Annotated in this window: 14 protein-coding genes and 1 rRNA gene; 2 read left to right on the top strand and 13 right to left on the bottom strand. The window is 44.6% G+C overall.

Annotation, left to right across the window (positions count from 1 at the left end; translation table 11 throughout):
* Window positions 1-36: 36 nt before the first annotated feature.
* Window positions 37-1359: an HD domain-containing protein gene (locus tag U1I11_RS21035; RefSeq protein WP_322908048.1), complete on the bottom strand. Its 1323-nt coding sequence runs from the start codon at window positions 1357-1359 to the stop codon at window positions 37-39.
* 478 nt (window positions 1360-1837) lie between these two features.
* Between U1I11_RS21035 and U1I11_RS21030 the strand changes: the two genes are divergently transcribed.
* A complete protein-coding gene (locus U1I11_RS21030; RefSeq protein WP_017815545.1) occupies window positions 1838-2092 on the top strand; it encodes an AbrB/MazE/SpoVT family DNA-binding domain-containing protein in 255 nt (84 codons plus the stop codon).
* Window positions 2093-2439: 347 nt separating this feature from the next.
* Here the strand turns inward: U1I11_RS21030 and rsmI are convergent, their stop codons facing one another.
* The 11 genes from rsmI to U1I11_RS20975 all read right to left on the bottom strand — a co-directional run bounded on the left by rsmI (window position 2440) and on the right by U1I11_RS20975 (window position 13289).
* Window positions 2440-3336 (bottom strand): 16S rRNA (cytidine(1402)-2'-O)-methyltransferase, encoded by an 897-nt coding sequence (rsmI, locus tag U1I11_RS21025; protein ID WP_322908047.1) that lies wholly within the window; start codon window positions 3334-3336, stop codon window positions 2440-2442.
* The gene (locus U1I11_RS21020; protein ID WP_322908046.1) at window positions 3333-4100 is read right to left on the bottom strand and encodes a tRNA1(Val) (adenine(37)-N6)-methyltransferase; all 768 of its coding nucleotides are present in this window, start codon (window positions 4098-4100) and stop codon (window positions 3333-3335) included. The genes rsmI and U1I11_RS21020 overlap by 4 nt, the downstream gene beginning before the upstream one ends.
* A gap of 61 nt (window positions 4101-4161) precedes the next feature.
* Entirely contained in the window at window positions 4162-4545 is a 384-nt protein-coding gene (locus tag U1I11_RS21015; protein ID WP_322908045.1) for an initiation-control protein YabA, read from the bottom strand.
* Window positions 4546-4575: 30 nt separating this feature from the next.
* Entirely contained in the window at window positions 4576-5376 is an 801-nt protein-coding gene (locus U1I11_RS21010) for a PSP1 domain-containing protein (RefSeq protein WP_322908044.1), read from the bottom strand.
* A 302-nt stretch (window positions 5377-5678) separates the two neighbouring features.
* Entirely contained in the window at window positions 5679-6653 is a 975-nt protein-coding gene (gene holB, locus U1I11_RS21005; RefSeq protein ID WP_322908043.1) for a DNA polymerase III subunit delta', read from the bottom strand.
* 27 nt (window positions 6654-6680) lie between these two features.
* Window positions 6681-7124 carry a YaaR family protein gene (locus U1I11_RS21000; protein WP_322908042.1) on the bottom strand — a complete coding sequence of 148 codons (444 nt, stop codon included), beginning with the start codon at window positions 7122-7124 and terminating at the stop codon, window positions 6681-6683.
* Window positions 7125-7569: 445 nt separating this feature from the next.
* Complete coding sequence (locus tag U1I11_RS20995) at window positions 7570-7899, bottom strand: cyclic-di-AMP receptor (protein WP_322908041.1); 330 nt, start codon at window positions 7897-7899, stop codon at window positions 7570-7572.
* An 880-nt stretch (window positions 7900-8779) separates the two neighbouring features.
* Window positions 8780-9451, bottom strand: coding sequence for a dTMP kinase (tmk, locus tag U1I11_RS20990; RefSeq protein WP_322908040.1), 672 nt, complete (start codon window positions 9449-9451; stop codon window positions 8780-8782).
* Window positions 9452-9785: 334 nt separating this feature from the next.
* The gene (locus U1I11_RS20985; RefSeq protein ID WP_322908039.1) at window positions 9786-11702 is read right to left on the bottom strand and encodes an aminotransferase class I/II-fold pyridoxal phosphate-dependent enzyme; all 1917 of its coding nucleotides are present in this window, start codon (window positions 11700-11702) and stop codon (window positions 9786-9788) included.
* A 454-nt stretch (window positions 11703-12156) separates the two neighbouring features.
* Window positions 12157-12816, bottom strand: coding sequence for an IS630 family transposase (locus U1I11_RS20980; RefSeq protein WP_322908083.1), 660 nt, complete (start codon window positions 12814-12816; stop codon window positions 12157-12159).
* A 14-nt stretch (window positions 12817-12830) separates the two neighbouring features.
* The gene (locus U1I11_RS20975; RefSeq protein WP_322908038.1) at window positions 12831-13289 is read right to left on the bottom strand and encodes a helix-turn-helix domain-containing protein; all 459 of its coding nucleotides are present in this window, start codon (window positions 13287-13289) and stop codon (window positions 12831-12833) included.
* Between the two features lie 530 nt (window positions 13290-13819).
* Between U1I11_RS20975 and U1I11_RS20970 the strand changes: the two genes are divergently transcribed.
* On the top strand, window positions 13820-14344 hold the full coding sequence (locus tag U1I11_RS20970; protein WP_322908037.1) for a hypothetical protein: 525 nt from the start codon (window positions 13820-13822) through the stop codon (window positions 14342-14344).
* Window positions 14345-14910: 566 nt separating this feature from the next.
* On the opposite strand, the gene rrf is transcribed toward U1I11_RS20970, so the two are convergent.
* Window positions 14911-15027, bottom strand: a 5S ribosomal RNA gene (gene rrf, locus U1I11_RS20965).
* Window positions 15028-15172: the final 145 nt, after the last annotated feature.

Here is a 15172-nt window from a genome sequence, read left to right as displayed (position 1 = left end):
TATTCCTGCCACTTTTTCATCGCCTTCATACATTTTTTATATTTCAAACTCCATCTGTGCTGGGCCCAGTTTATCCTCAAAAATGTCCGCCACTTCCCGTGACAGTTTATGTTTTACCCTTTCCAACTTCTCCTGTGGAAAATACAAATGATAGCGTCCGCGATGGATACCGCTGATTGAGCGTACGATATCAGACACCTCGGATATTTCCTGCACTTTGTTTTGGCGATCCAGTAGCAAAATCTGCTTTTCCTTTTTCGGATCACCCGGACGGAACACATCATATGGCAAATCGGTCGGAAAATCGATCTCCAGATCGTATTGCGGATGCAAACCGGCTTGCTGAAATTCACGGCGAATCTGGTCGATCGTATCGAGATCGATCAATTCGGTTTCTACATATTTGTATAACCGTCGCTGCATAAAACGCGTACATACATCCGCGAGAATTTCATCCTTTTCAAGCGTCCATTGCATAAATGCCGTCTGCACAAGCGCTTCATCTAGCAACAAATACTCATTTACATTTAATTCGCCACGAAACAGCGCAGGTAGCGGATGTGGTAAAAATGTGAAATTGTAGCCGTTATGGAACAGTTCTTTGGCACGGTGGAAAATATGCCGTAATACGATATCCGAACTGCGTGTCACCGGATGAAAATATACTTGCCAGTACATCTGATATCTGGACATCAAATAGTCTTCGATCGCATGCATCCCTGTTTCTTTTACAACTACACGTCCATTATGCGGACGAAGCACACGAATGATGCGATCCATATCGATCGTACCGTAATTGACACCGGTAAAATACGCATCACGTAACAAATAATCCATCCGATCCGCATCAAGCGGACTTGATACCAGATTAACGACGACCGCTTTGTCGTAATCTTTACGAATGACAGCAGCTACCTTTTCCGAAAAACCAGGCTCCACATCTTCAAGCACACGATGAATTTCCGTATCCTCTAGCAAAATCCGGCACGTCCATTCCTCATGATTCATCTCGAACGCTTCCTCAATCGAATGCGAAAACGGACCATGCCCAAGATCATGCAGCAAAGCCGCACAGAGTGCAACGATGCGCTCCTCGCTCGGCCAATCTTCATACCCGCTGCGCTCAAACTGCGAAATGATGCGACGCGTAATTTCATATACCCCAAGCGAATGTGAAAACCGGCTATGCTCAGCACCATGAAACGTCAAATACGATGTGCCCAGTTGCCGAATACGACGCAAACGCTGAAATTCTGGCGTATTGATTAACGTCCAGATTAACCGGTCTTGCACGTGAATATAATTATGAACAGGGTCCTTGAACACTTTTTCTTCATCCAAAGGCTGTATCGGTTTCATACCTAACGCTCCTTTACGAAACTTGATTGTAGCTATTATTTTTAATTTGATGAATATGCGAGCGTAAGCGATATCAATAGTGTCGAACAGTGTCGTTATATGATCGATAGTGATTTCCAAATCGACAAATGCCATATATGCCCATCATATCGTAGAAATATAACATAAAACGTCTTAATCGCGAAAAAATTTTGTGATTTTATGCTGAAATAGACAATTTCGTGTAATTTCTATGTTGACTGATTTGGGAAACGTTGGTATTATGAATATCATAAAAGATAGAACTTTGTCGAAAGATGACATGTCAAACATGAATGCTTGTTCAATAATTGCATCCTGGCGTTAACCAGCTGGAGAAGTATTGTAGCTGCTATCATAGCTTACTTCATTTCTGTTTGACGGGAACAGCCGTTACGAACCCTATTTAACAAGCGAACTTACGCCTATTATACAAACACATTTGAGAGGATTGATTATCATGATGAAATCGACAGGTATTGTAAGAAAAGTAGATGAGCTGGGCCGTGTTGTTATTCCAATCGAACTGCGCCGTACACTCGGTATCGGTGAAAAAGACGCACTGGAAATTTACGTTGATGGCGAGCGCATTATGCTCAAAAAATACGAGCCAGCTTGCATTTTCTGCGGTAATGCTGAAAATGTAACTTACTTCAAAGGCAAAATCGTCTGCAATGAATGTATCTCCGAAATTCCAGTTCCTGTGACAAAATAATCAAAATAAGTTATACTAAAGTTAGAACGATAAATTTTGTTAATTCTAACCTTTTAATATCTCCTTTGTGCCTTTATCCGACTTGTTCGGGTAAAGGTATTTTTTTGCTGTCTGTAATTGTTTTCCTCTATCTGACATTATACCGATTTTCACATAGTAGTCCAATCTGGCACGCAAAAAGGAACCTGGACGATCCCAGATTCCTTTTTATTGCTCAAAATTGACCGTTGCATAGGAACGATCTGATCGAGTTTCTTCTATTAATATATAGGTCGCTTTGCAGCAACAATTATCAGCACAGTCTAAACTGTAAATCAGAGCTTATACGCCCTGATTTATCCAAACGACTATTCCTCCAACAACACTTGATAAATGTCACGCTTGGACAATTGACGATCTTTCGCCGTGCGCTTCATCGCATCTTTGCGTGACAATTGCTCTGTCTGCTCATAATGCGCCACATGCTCGACAATCGATAATGTTTGCCACCACTCATTTGCCTCTGCTAGCGCTTCGCTTGCTGATTGCCCTTCCAATACGATGCAGTATTCACCTAATGGCGGATGTTGCTCTAACCAAGCGAGCGCTTCTTCAATTGTAGCGCGCAACCATTCCTCATGGCGCTTCGTTAACTCACGTGCAAGCACAATTTGGCGGTTACCGACATGCTCCAACATCGATTGTAGCGTTTTGCGCACACGATGCGGTGACTCGTAAAATAACAATGTGCCTTCTGCCGCACGCGCTCCTTTTAAAATCTCCGCCTGTCCGCGCTGATCTCGTGGCAAAAAGCCGATAAACGTAAATCGCTCCGTCGATAGACCGGAGGCGATCAGCGCAGACAATGCTGCATTCGCTCCGGGGATCGGAATAACGCGAATCCCTTGCGCTAACGCAAGCTGTACAAGCTCTTGCCCTGGATCAGAAATCGCCGGTAAGCCGGCATCGCTTACGAGTGCAAGCGTCTGCCCTTCCACCATTAGCCGCACTAACTCCGGGCCGCTAGCTTGTTTGTTATGCTCGTGATAACTAACGAGCTTATTCGGTGTAATTTCAAAATGATTGAGTAATTTGCGTGTTTGCCGTGTATCTTCAGCAGCGATTATATCGCATTCCTGCAGCGTGCGTACCGCTCGATACGTCATATCTTCCAGATTGCCGATCGGCGTCGCTACGAGATACAATGCGCCAGGCTGCCGCTCTCCTTCCGCATGCTCAAAACTTTTGTGCACCTGTATGCTCATAATGACTCCTTTTGCCCGTAATAAATATCCATAATTTCGGGCACGTATTCGTTATGCTCATTATATACAATCAATGGGGGTAAAATACGCAAATCCGGTTTCCCCCCGCGTATACCTTCCACCAATATCATATTCGCTTCCATATGCTGACGCGGATGCACAAAGCGAATCCGTTTCGGTTCCACGCCGAGACTGCGCATTAACGTCACAATGTCGACCAGTCGCTGCGGGCGGTGAACCATCGCCAGCTTGCCGCCATTTTTAAGCAAAGAGGCTGCGGTACGAATGACATCTTCCAGCGTACAGCCGATTTCATGGCGCGCCATCGCTTGATGATGATTTAGCTTCATGTCATTGCCGTTCATTGGCATATACGGCGGATTGACTGTTACTAGCTCATATACACCATGCTCGCCTTCAAGCGGCAACTCTTTCAAATCATGTAGTCGAATCGTAATCTGCTGCTGCAATTGATTGATCTCCACACTGCGCTGAGCCATATGCGCCAGCCGCTCCTGAATCTCTACCCCTTCAATCGCTGCTTTTGTGCGTGTGCTTAGCAATAGCGGAATGACGCCATTGCCTGTGCACAGATCGATAATCCGTCCGCGTGGCGGTACAGCCGCAAAGCGGGCAAGCAATACCGCGTCCATCGAAAAGCTAAACACCTCGCGGCTTTGAATAATATGCAGTTGATGGGTGAGCAGATCGTCCAATCGCTCGCCCTCCTGTAGCCATGTTTCTTTTATCGGTTGTTGTTCCACGTTTGCTGCTTCCTTTCAACATCGCTAAAGCCGCAGACATAATCTGCGGCTTTGGTTCGCATTATTCGGATTTGTTCAAAAATGACAGACAGAACAGACAGTCGCCTTCTGTACGCAGATGGCCATAATATACATTGCAAATATGAAATCCTTCATGATATAGCCGGGCAAGATTGTCATAACCTTCACCGACCACTTCCGGATACGGATGATTGTGCAAATGCGCGTCAGCCAGTATTTCTACAGTCTGAGTCTGTAGCGGCTCCGGCTCGCCGGGCACTTCTTTTTTTAATACACGACGTAGCTGTTCATTTTCAATCGTCAGGCGCTGGTTTTCTTCCAGTAATTCTTTAACTGCCAGCTTAAGCCTGCCCATATCCCCGTGCATATGGTTCATCCGTGTCTCCAGTTCATGAATATACTCAAAAAGATTTTTCTTTTCCAAATTTCCACCTCAAACGCAGCCTTTGACGGTTTACTTCACTACGACCTCATCAAACGGCAGTTCCTTGACCTTACTAATTTCAAAGATCTGAACATGAACCGTTCGTGAACCCGCATTAATGCCTACAACCTTGCCTTCACCAAGCGAGGTTACGACAAATTTACCGACAGCCGGGAGTTCTTCCTTTATACTTTCGTAATTGTCATGCTCAAATTTAAGACAACACATCAAACGTCCACACAAACCTGAAATTTTAGTCGGGTTAAGCGATAGACTTTGATCTTTTGCCATTTTGATCGATACAGGCTCAAAATCGCCAAGCCAGGATGAACAGCACAAAATCCGTCCACATGGGCCGATACCGCCTAGCATTTTCGCTTCATCCCGTACGCCGATTTGACGTAACTCGATACGGGTACGGAAAATGCTTGCCAAGTCTTTAACTAGCTCACGGAAATCGACACGTCCCTCTGCCGTAAAATAGAAAATAATTTTATTACGGTCAAACGTATACTCCACATCGACCAGCTTCATTTTGAGCTGATGATCCCTGATCTTTTTGAGACAAGTGGCAAATGCATTTTTGGCAGCACTCCGGTTTTCCTCTACTACACGCGCGTCTTCTTGACCGGCGATACGGATTACCTTTTTGAGCGGCAGCACCACATCATCTTCCTTGACTTGCTTGCGTCCGATCACTACCTTACCATACTCGATCCCTCTTGCCGTCTCGACAATAACATGTTCTTCGCTCTCAATTGCAAAATCGAGCGGATCAAAATAATATATTTTACCCGCCTTTTTAAAGCGGACACCTACTACGTTATACAAAAGAAAAGCCTCCTCATTTGTCAATACTACTTCTACAGATGCAAAAGCAATATAACAATAACTTCTACGGCGTGTAAGCAAACTGGGAGTGAGCCGCTAATATCGCCGCTACTCTGCTATCGTTCGTTTAAAACCCTCTATGCGAGCTGTAAGCGGGCTTCAGTCGAACAGGCGAATTACGTTTGCATACACACATTAGCTTGCACGGACACGGCGTATTTCGAAAAAGTCATGGCTCTTTCATCAGATGTAATTCCGCATGATGTATACGGTCCGTCCTATATAGAAGTTTCTTCTATACCTTAGCCGCTTACCCCGATCAGAAATTGCTCCATACATAGCTGCCCGTTCACGTTCGAGCGAAGCATTTTCTTACATTCGGCAGCAAGCGCCATACAGGAAATCCAATGCTGCATGCTGCGGGTGTGAGCCACCTTGGTGAGAGACTCTAACTGATCTATAAAAACAATACTTTCGTGCTGACCAATCTGGATATGAATCAAGTCTTTGAACCATAAATGGAACAGATCAAATACCCGGTCGATATGATCGCCCAGCCCGCCTTTGAATAGTTTCTGTTGTGCAGTAATCAGGCTCATACTCCCTCTGGAGGCAGATTCCTTCCCTAATTGTAACACTACGTTTCTTATTTCTGCAAACCAATTCTCGGCAAGCAAGTTTCGACATTGTTCAGGATCGGATACGAGCTGAACCGCACAGCGAACGAGCGGTAACGGGTAGTTTTCATCCGCCAGTAGTTGCATCATCTGCTTCGGATCAACCGCCGTAAACAATACCGGCTGTGTGCGCGAACGAATCGTTGGCAAGATCGACTGTACATTGTCGGTTAGCAGCATCGCGACCGCCGGTGCAGGTGGCTCCTCCAAAAATTTCAGTAAACTATTGGCAGCTTGCACCGTCATTTTGTCGGCAGCTTGAATAATGTAAATTTTACGATTGCCCGCTTCCGAACGGTATGAAAAAATCCGCTGCAATTCGCGGATTTGATCGATTTTGATCGAGTTGCCATCCGGCTCCACCAGCAGAAAGTCAGGATGATTGCCATGCTCCATTTTGCGGCATTCGATGCAATGCCCGCACGCATCGTCACTCTTTTCCAGACAGACTAGCGCTTTGGCAAACTGAAGCGCCATCTTCAATTGTCCACTGCCTGCCGGGCCGTGAAACAGATATGCATGCGATATTTTTTGCTGACGTAGCCCATTTTGCAACACTTTTTTGGCGGTTTCCTGCCCGATAATTTCTTGAAAAGACATACTGCCTCCTTATCCTACAACCATGACTCAATACAGCAAATTGACCAGCATGCCGCGAATTTCGCCCATACGCTGCAATAACTCAATCCGGCCTTCTTCGCTGCTAAGCAGCTCCTCCGCCATACTAAGCAAGGTGGAATCGACTTCATCGAGCAATTTATATTTGCGGCTGCGTCCACGGCGGTCAAAGCTCTGCGTATCTTTGAGCTTTACACCACGACGTACCGTATCTTCCAAAAAGCGTTTGACCAGCATCTGGTACGCTTTCAGCTCACGCAATGTCATCGACTTGGCGAGCCGATCACCTTGTAGCTGAATCGCCTTGAACTGGCGCTGAATTTCATCATTTGTTGCATGTGTACCATGATTTTGCAGCACATCTGAGAAGTTTTTTTGCTGCACGGTCTTCGTTGGCGTCTCCGATAAGACCGAATTGCTTTTTAACGGAGGATAACCGGGATTAATTTTCATTATGATCTTCCTCTCCATATACCGATCTATATATTCATACACGCATCAATCTGTCTATCAAACCGGATAGGCAGACAAGCCGAATGTTATGCAAGTCATAGTAGCAACCGTTATAGGCTCTTATAATCAGTATCGTTCAAAATGAATGTTTTGCGAATAGGAAAATGAAAAAATCCGCTCTGATTCGCAATTTTTCGTTTATTTTGCCACTTGATACATCGCTTTATAATAAAGATGGATCGGTTCCATAATGGTACCCGATCCTTCTCCTCGTTTTATTATACTATTAAACACGCACTTTGATTCATCAAATTGCAAACAAGTGTTATTTTTTCGCCAGGGCATATGCTGTGTATGCGCTCGATAGCGATTGCATCGCTTACCGCATACGACAGCATCTGTCCTTAATCAGCGAATACATTACACGGAAACCGTGAACGTCGGCTTAGAAGTGCTCAAATCGTTCAACAGGCAGTACAAACACGGTCGCTCCACCGACTTGCACTTCGACCGGCAATGGCAAATACGAATCGGTCGTTCCGCTCATTGGTGTAACTGGCGTAACCAATTGTTCGCGAATTTTACAGCTATTACGGATTACGTCCAGCACCGCTTCAATCTGGCTATCGTCCACACCGATCATGAACGTGGTATTACCCGCACGCAAAAATCCGCCTGTACTCGCCAGCTTGGTCGCACGGAAATTGGCTTTTACCAGTTCTCCGGACAGACGATTGCTGTCTTTATCCTGCACGATCGCTATAATCAGTTTCATCGTTATAGCCTCCTTTAGCAAAATTCAACCAATACGTCTATTTCTTATTTGACATAACCGTCACAATATCCTTTAATTGCTGCGGCTTTCATGGAACAATGTTGAAATTATACCGTTTCCAGCCTTGCTGGCTTTTCCGTAGGAGTTGCATTTTAGGGCAGCAAACTAGAGCGTGTCTTCAAACTGCTTCTTAAGCAGTGCGATGCTTTTTTTTCATTAGATTACGCTTGTATACGTATACGCAGCTCCACTCACTTAAAACGCGATCAACTTGAACAATAAAATGAGACGTAGCATCGTTTGAAGACACCACCTAGTACCTTGACCAAGTTAAATGTTAATTTTGACCATGCACTGGAATCCTGATAAATAATAGCTTGTTCCAGCTTCAACACTTACATTAATCTCGGTCAGAGTACTAGTAGCTTGTATCAAATACATTTACGGTTTGTCGATCTAACCATTGCTTGATGATGAATAGGTTAAGGTACGTTTAAACACCATTTCCATTTGAGACAATCTACTATTAGGCTGACCGTGCTAATACTGAGAGTATAGCCTAGAGAAATTCATGGTGTGATACAGGTAGGTATAGGTTCATACAATGGCGTCGATCAGACAGTACATTTAAGCTGGTCAGCGTACTGTGCATATACGCAAACCTGGCGCGTTAGTGCAGCCGCCACTACGGTATACAATAAGGAGACGGATTCCCGTCTCGCATCGGAATCTACCGCGTAGGAGGAAATTATAGATTTCTATGCGGGAGACGCACAGTCTTTTGCTACATAAAAACCTTTTTTGATTGCACCTCATGTTTCGGAACCGTAAATACTAAAGTCGCCTTTATCCCTTAATTACCCTGTTTCAGTCTGCTAACTCACTCTGTTGTCGATGTCGAAGATAACCAGCCATCGATCAGACGATCAAGCTGTTCACGCAGATCGACAAAGACCGCTTCCGGCGATTGTTCTCCATCTATGACTGCAAAACGCTCCGGGTAATCGGCAATCAACTGCTGATAACCGCCATAGACACGATGATGGAAATCGATCGCTTCCAGATCAAGACGGTTAATTTCACGATCGGTCGTTTTTGCCATAATACGCTGTAAGCCGACCTCTGGTTTGACTTCGATATACAGATTCATATCCGCCCAGTATTCGTTGCCATCCACTTCAATCGCCATCCGGTTAATATCAAGCACCGCTTTGCCCAACTGCCGTCCATAGCCCTGATAAGCGAGCGATGACATCACATACCGATCGCAAATGACAAGCTGGCCCGCCTCAAGCGCAGGCAACACCTTTTGCAGCAGATGTTCCCGCCTTGCGCTAGCGTATAACAAACACTCCGTTAGCCCGCTCATCTCATTATCCACATTCAAAATTACACTGCGAATCTGCTCCGACACCGGAATCCCACCCGGTTCCCTAGTCGATAAAAATGGAATCTGACGCTCTGTTAAATACTGTACGATATGAGCAAGCTGACTCGTCTTGCCGCTTCCATCCATCCCTTCAATCGCAATAAATAATCCTTTTGCTGTCATACGTTTATTCCTGCTTTCTGCAATTAATCGATTGTAGATGTTATGCTGTATAGCAATATGTTTTTATACAATTATATTTGGATGCGTAAGATCGTTTGAAGACACCGCCTAGTATCGTTTCCAACTTTCATTCATAGCATGTCTAGCTCTTATCCGCCTTAGTTAATAAACCAGAGTTTAGGCAAACGAATTTCCTAAATCAAGCTACCGCTAGAATAGCACTGAAGATTACACGTATCCATTGTTCATTTCACATTCATACTTATACTCACACTGCAAACTGACTTGTTGCCGATTCGTTTTTACTACGTACTCCATTCAATTATTACACATCTTATTTACCCGCGCGATCCAAATCTACACGATATACCCGAATCGTTGCCAGCGAAGCATCAGCAGCCCCTTGTATTTTTAAATTATGCTGGCGCAATTGCAGTAGCCGCTGGTGCAGTGACACACTGATCGTTTCCCCTGCATACAATACAGGAATACCTGGCGGATACGGAATAATCATTTCCGCACATTTACGCTCTGACGCCTGCTCCAATGGGATCGTTTCTATGTGCTGCTCCGATGTTGGTTTCAAATGAAAATGTACCGGCTCTGACAACGATGATACCCATACCTTATTGGCATCTAAAAATGATGAAGACAACACTCGCTTGGACGGAGTGGACACGAGATCATCCGAGCGCGATGTTTGCGATAATGATAAACTTTGCGGCTCTCCATAGTTTTCCCTTTCAACCGCCGTATCCGCAGCGATACAGACGAGTGCATCGAGCAAACGGGTCGCATCTTCCATTTGCGAGCCGACGCTAAACACAAGCACCACATAACGCTCATCGCTCATTTCCGGTATACAACCATGCCGTTCCAGTTGCTTTTGCAGCTGTTGACCAGATAATTGACCGGTACGATCATACAAAACAAGCTTAAACGGGTCTTGCTCAATGTGTATGCCGTTTGGATCAATATAAGATTCGGTAACAGTTTCTCCATTGCAATGCTGCAAACGATCCATATGCAAATAAGGTAGTTGGGCAGACTGTTCTGACTCCAACTGTTGAGATGATCGATCTTGTGCGGATAGCGACTGTTTCGACTGTTTGGATGAATACATATGACCGACAGCCGATGAACCAACATCAACAATAGCAAAGCGGCTCAAATGACTATTTTCTCGCCCCGCATCAACCGGCTTATCCCCTACCGTCCGTTCACTTCCCACTTCGCTATACCGTCCGCTTGTTGCCAGCTGTTCTACTACATGATCACGTGCAGCCAACCCCGCTTCAAACCAATTACTGCCTGCATAGTCCAACCAATAGCGGCTCAGATCAAGCGAAGCCATAATCGGGTACGATGGGCTAGAGCTTTGAATCATTGTCAGCCGCTGGCGCAGCAGTTCCCGATCAAGCAGCTTTCCTTGCACATGTAACATCGCTCCCATTGTCATGGCGGATAGCATTTTGTGTGTCGACTGTACAACACCGTCTGCTCCTGCCGCCAATGCACTTTGCGGAAAACGTGGATGATGCCCATAATGCGCACCATGTGCTTCATCCACGAGCAATGGAATATGCCGTTCATGACAATGGCGAGCAATCGCAGTCAGATCAATACCGATGCCATAATAATTCGGTGAAGTCAAAAGTACAGCCCGTGCATTCGGATATCGCTCCAATGCCTGCCCAACCGTCTCTGCAGAAGGAACGACAGCAAGCCCACTGGTAATCTCGATTTCCGGTGCCAAAAATACAGCCTGCGCGCCTGCCAACATCAAACCATGAATGACCGATTTGTGCACATTACGCTGTACGATAATCAGATCGCCCGGCTGCTGACAGACCGATAACAGTAAAGCCAAATTGCCGGAAGTGCTGCCGCCAACAAGCCAGTACGTCTCCTCTGCTCCAAAACAGCGCGCAGCAAGCTGCTGTCCCTCCTGAATAACCCCTTCTGGATGATGCAGATCATCCGTACCCTCGATTTCAGTCACATCCAGACGTAACGACTGACGTACATAATCAAGCGAAAACGCCGCATCCGATTGCTCGGCGAGCTGAGTAAATGCCGCTCCATTTTTATGTCCAGGCACATGATAACTTCGATTGCCGGATCGGGCATACTGAATTAACCGTTCATACAAAGGGGCACGAACGCCAGCATGTATGTCAGCACTAGACTGTTGATGTTGAAAATGAGGTTGAGAAAAAAGTTCCTGTTTGTTGAACTTGTTATTATTCATAATACTCCTGCTATCTGTTTATATAAATTTATTGTGGATTTCCCTTGAACCTTATTATAATTATAGCAGAGCCAAACTTGAACAATCGCTTTCATCATAAAGTTACTATTCTTTACAAAGCACCCTCTAGTACCTTGACTGTTTTCAATATTAGCTTTGAATCCACTATATATCCTTATTTGTAGCAGTAATCTGCACCGTTTTAAACGATATATTTAAAACGGTCAGAGTACTAGTAGGCTGTCTCAAATGAAAACTGTGTTTAAACGTCCTAAATCGATTCAGCACCAAGCGCTGGCTAGATCAACAAAATGTAAATGTATTTAAGACAAGTTACTAGTAGGTTGTCTCAAATGAAAATTGTGTTTAAACGTCCCTAAATCGATTCAGCACCAAGCCATTGTTGGATCGACAAACTGTAAATTTAATTGATACAAACTACTAGTAGCTTGTATCAATTAAATTTAGGGTATAGATGCTTCAATCGAATGCGTGCATCTTTCGCCGTAAATTGCCAATTCATCGTTTTCTCGTTGTGGTTTCGTTGGCGCGCCCAAGCCGAGACCGCTTGGTGCAGTTCATCTAGCGATCCGATTCGTCGATCTAAACAGCGCAATGTTAACGCACTTAGCTCCACCTCAGCCATGTTGAGCCAACTCCCATGCTTTGGTGTGTAGCAAATGTCCAACCGACGCGCCAACGCATACGCGGTTTCGGGATCAAACGCTTCATACAGCGAACCCAGCGTATGGGTGTTCAAATTATCCATCACTAAACAAACACGACTCGCATTCGGATAGTCGTCGTCCAGCAACGTTTGAATTTCCAAAGCCCAGTCCTTTTTCGTTCGTTGCTTGCGTGCCTGCACCCGCCGCCAACCGGCTAGGGGTTCCGTGAACAGAAAGAGACGACACGTTCCTTGACGTTCGTATTCGTAGTCTTCTCGCCGTACCTGCCCCGATTTCATCGGCAAGGCGGGACGCGAATCGCTGCGCAATTGAAACGGTTTTTCATCCATGCAGATGAGCGGAATGTCTGGGTTGCACGGTCGAGTATACACGCCCAGTACCCGTTCCATGCACGCAACAAATTCACTGGAATACCGTGGCGGAATACACCATTGTTTCTTTAAATGAGGTTGAAGTTCCGTTTTTTTAACACCCGGCGCACCAAATCTTTGCTCGCCATCGGCAAAATCTCCAGTTCTACGATCCGCTGGGAGAGCAGACGAAGGGTCCAGCGCGCAAACCCTTCTGGTGGCGTATCGCACGCTAACGCAACTATTCGCGCTTCGATCTCGCCGGTCACTTTGGGCTTGCGTCCTGGTGTTTGGGGATAGTTGTAGCGCAGCGTAGCCGCCAATCCGTCCTGTGCGAATTGGCGAACGACGTTCCCTACGGTTGTTTCCGTCGTTTGACAGCGCTTGGCAATTTCCGCTTGGGTCGCCGGTACGCCTTGCGTTTCATCCGCTTGAATTAAGATGAGACAACGTTTACGCAAACCTGCACAGGTTTTGGGATGTTCCAATATCTTTTGAATTTTCTTGCGGTGTTCGTCCGATAAACGCACTTCGAATTTTTTATTCATCGTGGCTCTCTCCTTTATTTCTGAATAGAAGATAAGCAGAGTATAAACCTAAAATGTATTTGAGACAAGCTACTAGCGTTAAATAAGTAGTTTGCTATTGCAAAGCAGCGATGTTCTCCTACTACGATTCCAGTGTTTTTTCATTAAGATATAGTCAATCAGACATTGAATGTAAGCTGGTCAGTCCACTAGCATATGAAATGAACATCGTATAGACGACGAACAGTTTCATTTCGACAATCCGATTCTGGAAAAGAAATGATTCTAAAGTTCCTTATGTAGATCAAGCCAAAAGCCGATATACATATTGAATACTGCTCGATATAGAACATATTTTCTTATCATTTTTATGCATAGTGGAAGCAGCGACTTTATCATAAAATGGATAGATAGACATCACGCTTGCTTCATTAATGCTTACTTTTACGCATATATTTTGTACATATGTCCTCACTTTATTTATGGCTCACTGCAATGCTGAACATATGCCATATGCATTTTACATTTACCGGAAAGGTGGACTATCCTCTATGGCAGTAGAGCCGCAACCAAACGCAACTTTTTATCAATATAAACTTATCAAAAAATGGAATATCACTCGGCTATGGTTTTGGACGTATCTGCTTTTGCCTATACTCGCATTAGTAGCAGAAATCTACTTTTTTTCTTGGGAAAGTATCAGTTTCTGGCTACTATCGTTCCCGCTCGTACTCTGGATTCAATTTGTTATTTCACGCTCTGTATTAATTATGACCGTTAATCATCTGCGCAAAAAATGGCGGTTCCAATTCCACTACCCGTGGATCGGTTACTTGCCTGATCAATATATGAGCTATTCAACATTCCGCCGCGTATTGCTACATACTACCTGGATAGGACTCTGTTTTACCGCCGTTCTGTTTATGTGGCTGCCTGTCTCTTTTTCCATCTCATTAGTCGTATGGCATATATGGCTTTGTCTGCCTCGTCTGCTCATCCTGCTCCGCCTATCCAGACAACGCAAAGATGGCATGATCAAACTAAATAAAGATGACGTATCCTATTATATTAGTTAATATTCAACTTACTATGTAAAGCGATAAGCTACTCGAATAAGCTAGTAGGCTGTCTCGGATAAATTCACGGTATGCCTAGTTCATAATTGCTTGACAATGAACACGTTTAGGTATGTGTGAACCTGATTTTTATTTGAGACAGCCTACTAGATGGTGTCTTCAAACGATCTTACGCATCATTTTATTGTTCACAAATGTCAGAAATAAGCCCTGTACAGCCTAATCTGACGCAAATCACCCGTATCGAACGATCTGTAAAGCAGTTTGAAGACACGCCCCAGTAAACATAAGCTCACTATAATAAGCTATAGATGAATATAATACTAACTATATTATCAGCCAAATCGTTCTGAATTGCCTTTTTTCATGACTATTTCAAAAGTTATTATGTATTAATGAGTATACGCTTTTTTCTACTCTCTATATACATCTTACAGTTCATACTAATGACATCATACGTAAAACACAATGTCCAAATAACAACATGCTTTAAATCTCCCAAAGTTCCATCGGTTATGAGAATACAAAAAAAGACATCATCCAAAATGGATCATGTCTTTTCATTCGCTTGGCGACGTCCTACTCTCCCAGGACCCTGCGGTCCAAGTACCATTGGCGCTGGAGGGCTTAACGGTCGTGTTCGGGATGGGTACGTGTGGAACCCCTCCGCCATCATCACCAAACCTTAGTTGTCGAAGCCTAGGCTTCGTCGTACCTTGTACAAGAAAATGAATTCCTTGGTACAAGCTACCCCTGACAGGTGTCAATCACCTGAAAACTGAATCCGAAACGAATCATCGCGTATAGAAGATAGGATAAGCCCTCGAC

Origin of the sequence: Paenibacillus campi (assembly GCF_034659835.1) — a bacterium.
GTDB lineage: Bacteria > Bacillota > Bacilli > Paenibacillales > Paenibacillaceae > Saccharibacillus > Saccharibacillus campi.
Note: the sequence above shows the minus strand (reverse complement) of the source record. Positions and strands in the feature narration are given on the sequence as shown.

What these genes read in the sequence shown, in the direction of transcription:
- U1I11_RS21030 (WP_017815545.1), top strand. Translation starts at nt 1,838, where the DNA reads ATGATGAAATCGACAGGTATTGTAAGAAAAGTAGATGAGCTGGGCCGT.
- U1I11_RS20975 (WP_322908038.1), bottom strand. Translation starts at nt 13,289, where the DNA reads ATGAATAAAAAATTCGAAGTGCGTTTATCGGACGAACACCGCAAGAAA.
- U1I11_RS20985 (WP_322908039.1), bottom strand. Translation starts at nt 11,702, where the DNA reads ATGAATAATAACAAGTTCAACAAACAGGAACTTTTTTCTCAACCTCAT.
- U1I11_RS20995 (WP_322908041.1), bottom strand. Translation starts at nt 7,899, where the DNA reads ATGAAACTGATTATAGCGATCGTGCAGGATAAAGACAGCAATCGTCTG.
- U1I11_RS21035 (WP_322908048.1), bottom strand. Translation starts at nt 1,359, where the DNA reads ATGAAACCGATACAGCCTTTGGATGAAGAAAAAGTGTTCAAGGACCCT.
- rsmI (WP_322908047.1), bottom strand. Translation starts at nt 3,336, where the DNA reads ATGAGCATACAGGTGCACAAAAGTTTTGAGCATGCGGAAGGAGAGCGG.
- U1I11_RS20970 (WP_322908037.1), top strand. Translation starts at nt 13,820, where the DNA reads ATGGCAGTAGAGCCGCAACCAAACGCAACTTTTTATCAATATAAACTT.
- holB (WP_322908043.1), bottom strand. Translation starts at nt 6,653, where the DNA reads ATGTCTTTTCAAGAAATTATCGGGCAGGAAACCGCCAAAAAAGTGTTG.
- tmk (WP_322908040.1), bottom strand. Translation starts at nt 9,451, where the DNA reads ATGACAGCAAAAGGATTATTTATTGCGATTGAAGGGATGGATGGAAGC.
- U1I11_RS21000 (WP_322908042.1), bottom strand. Translation starts at nt 7,124, where the DNA reads ATGAAAATTAATCCCGGTTATCCTCCGTTAAAAAGCAATTCGGTCTTA.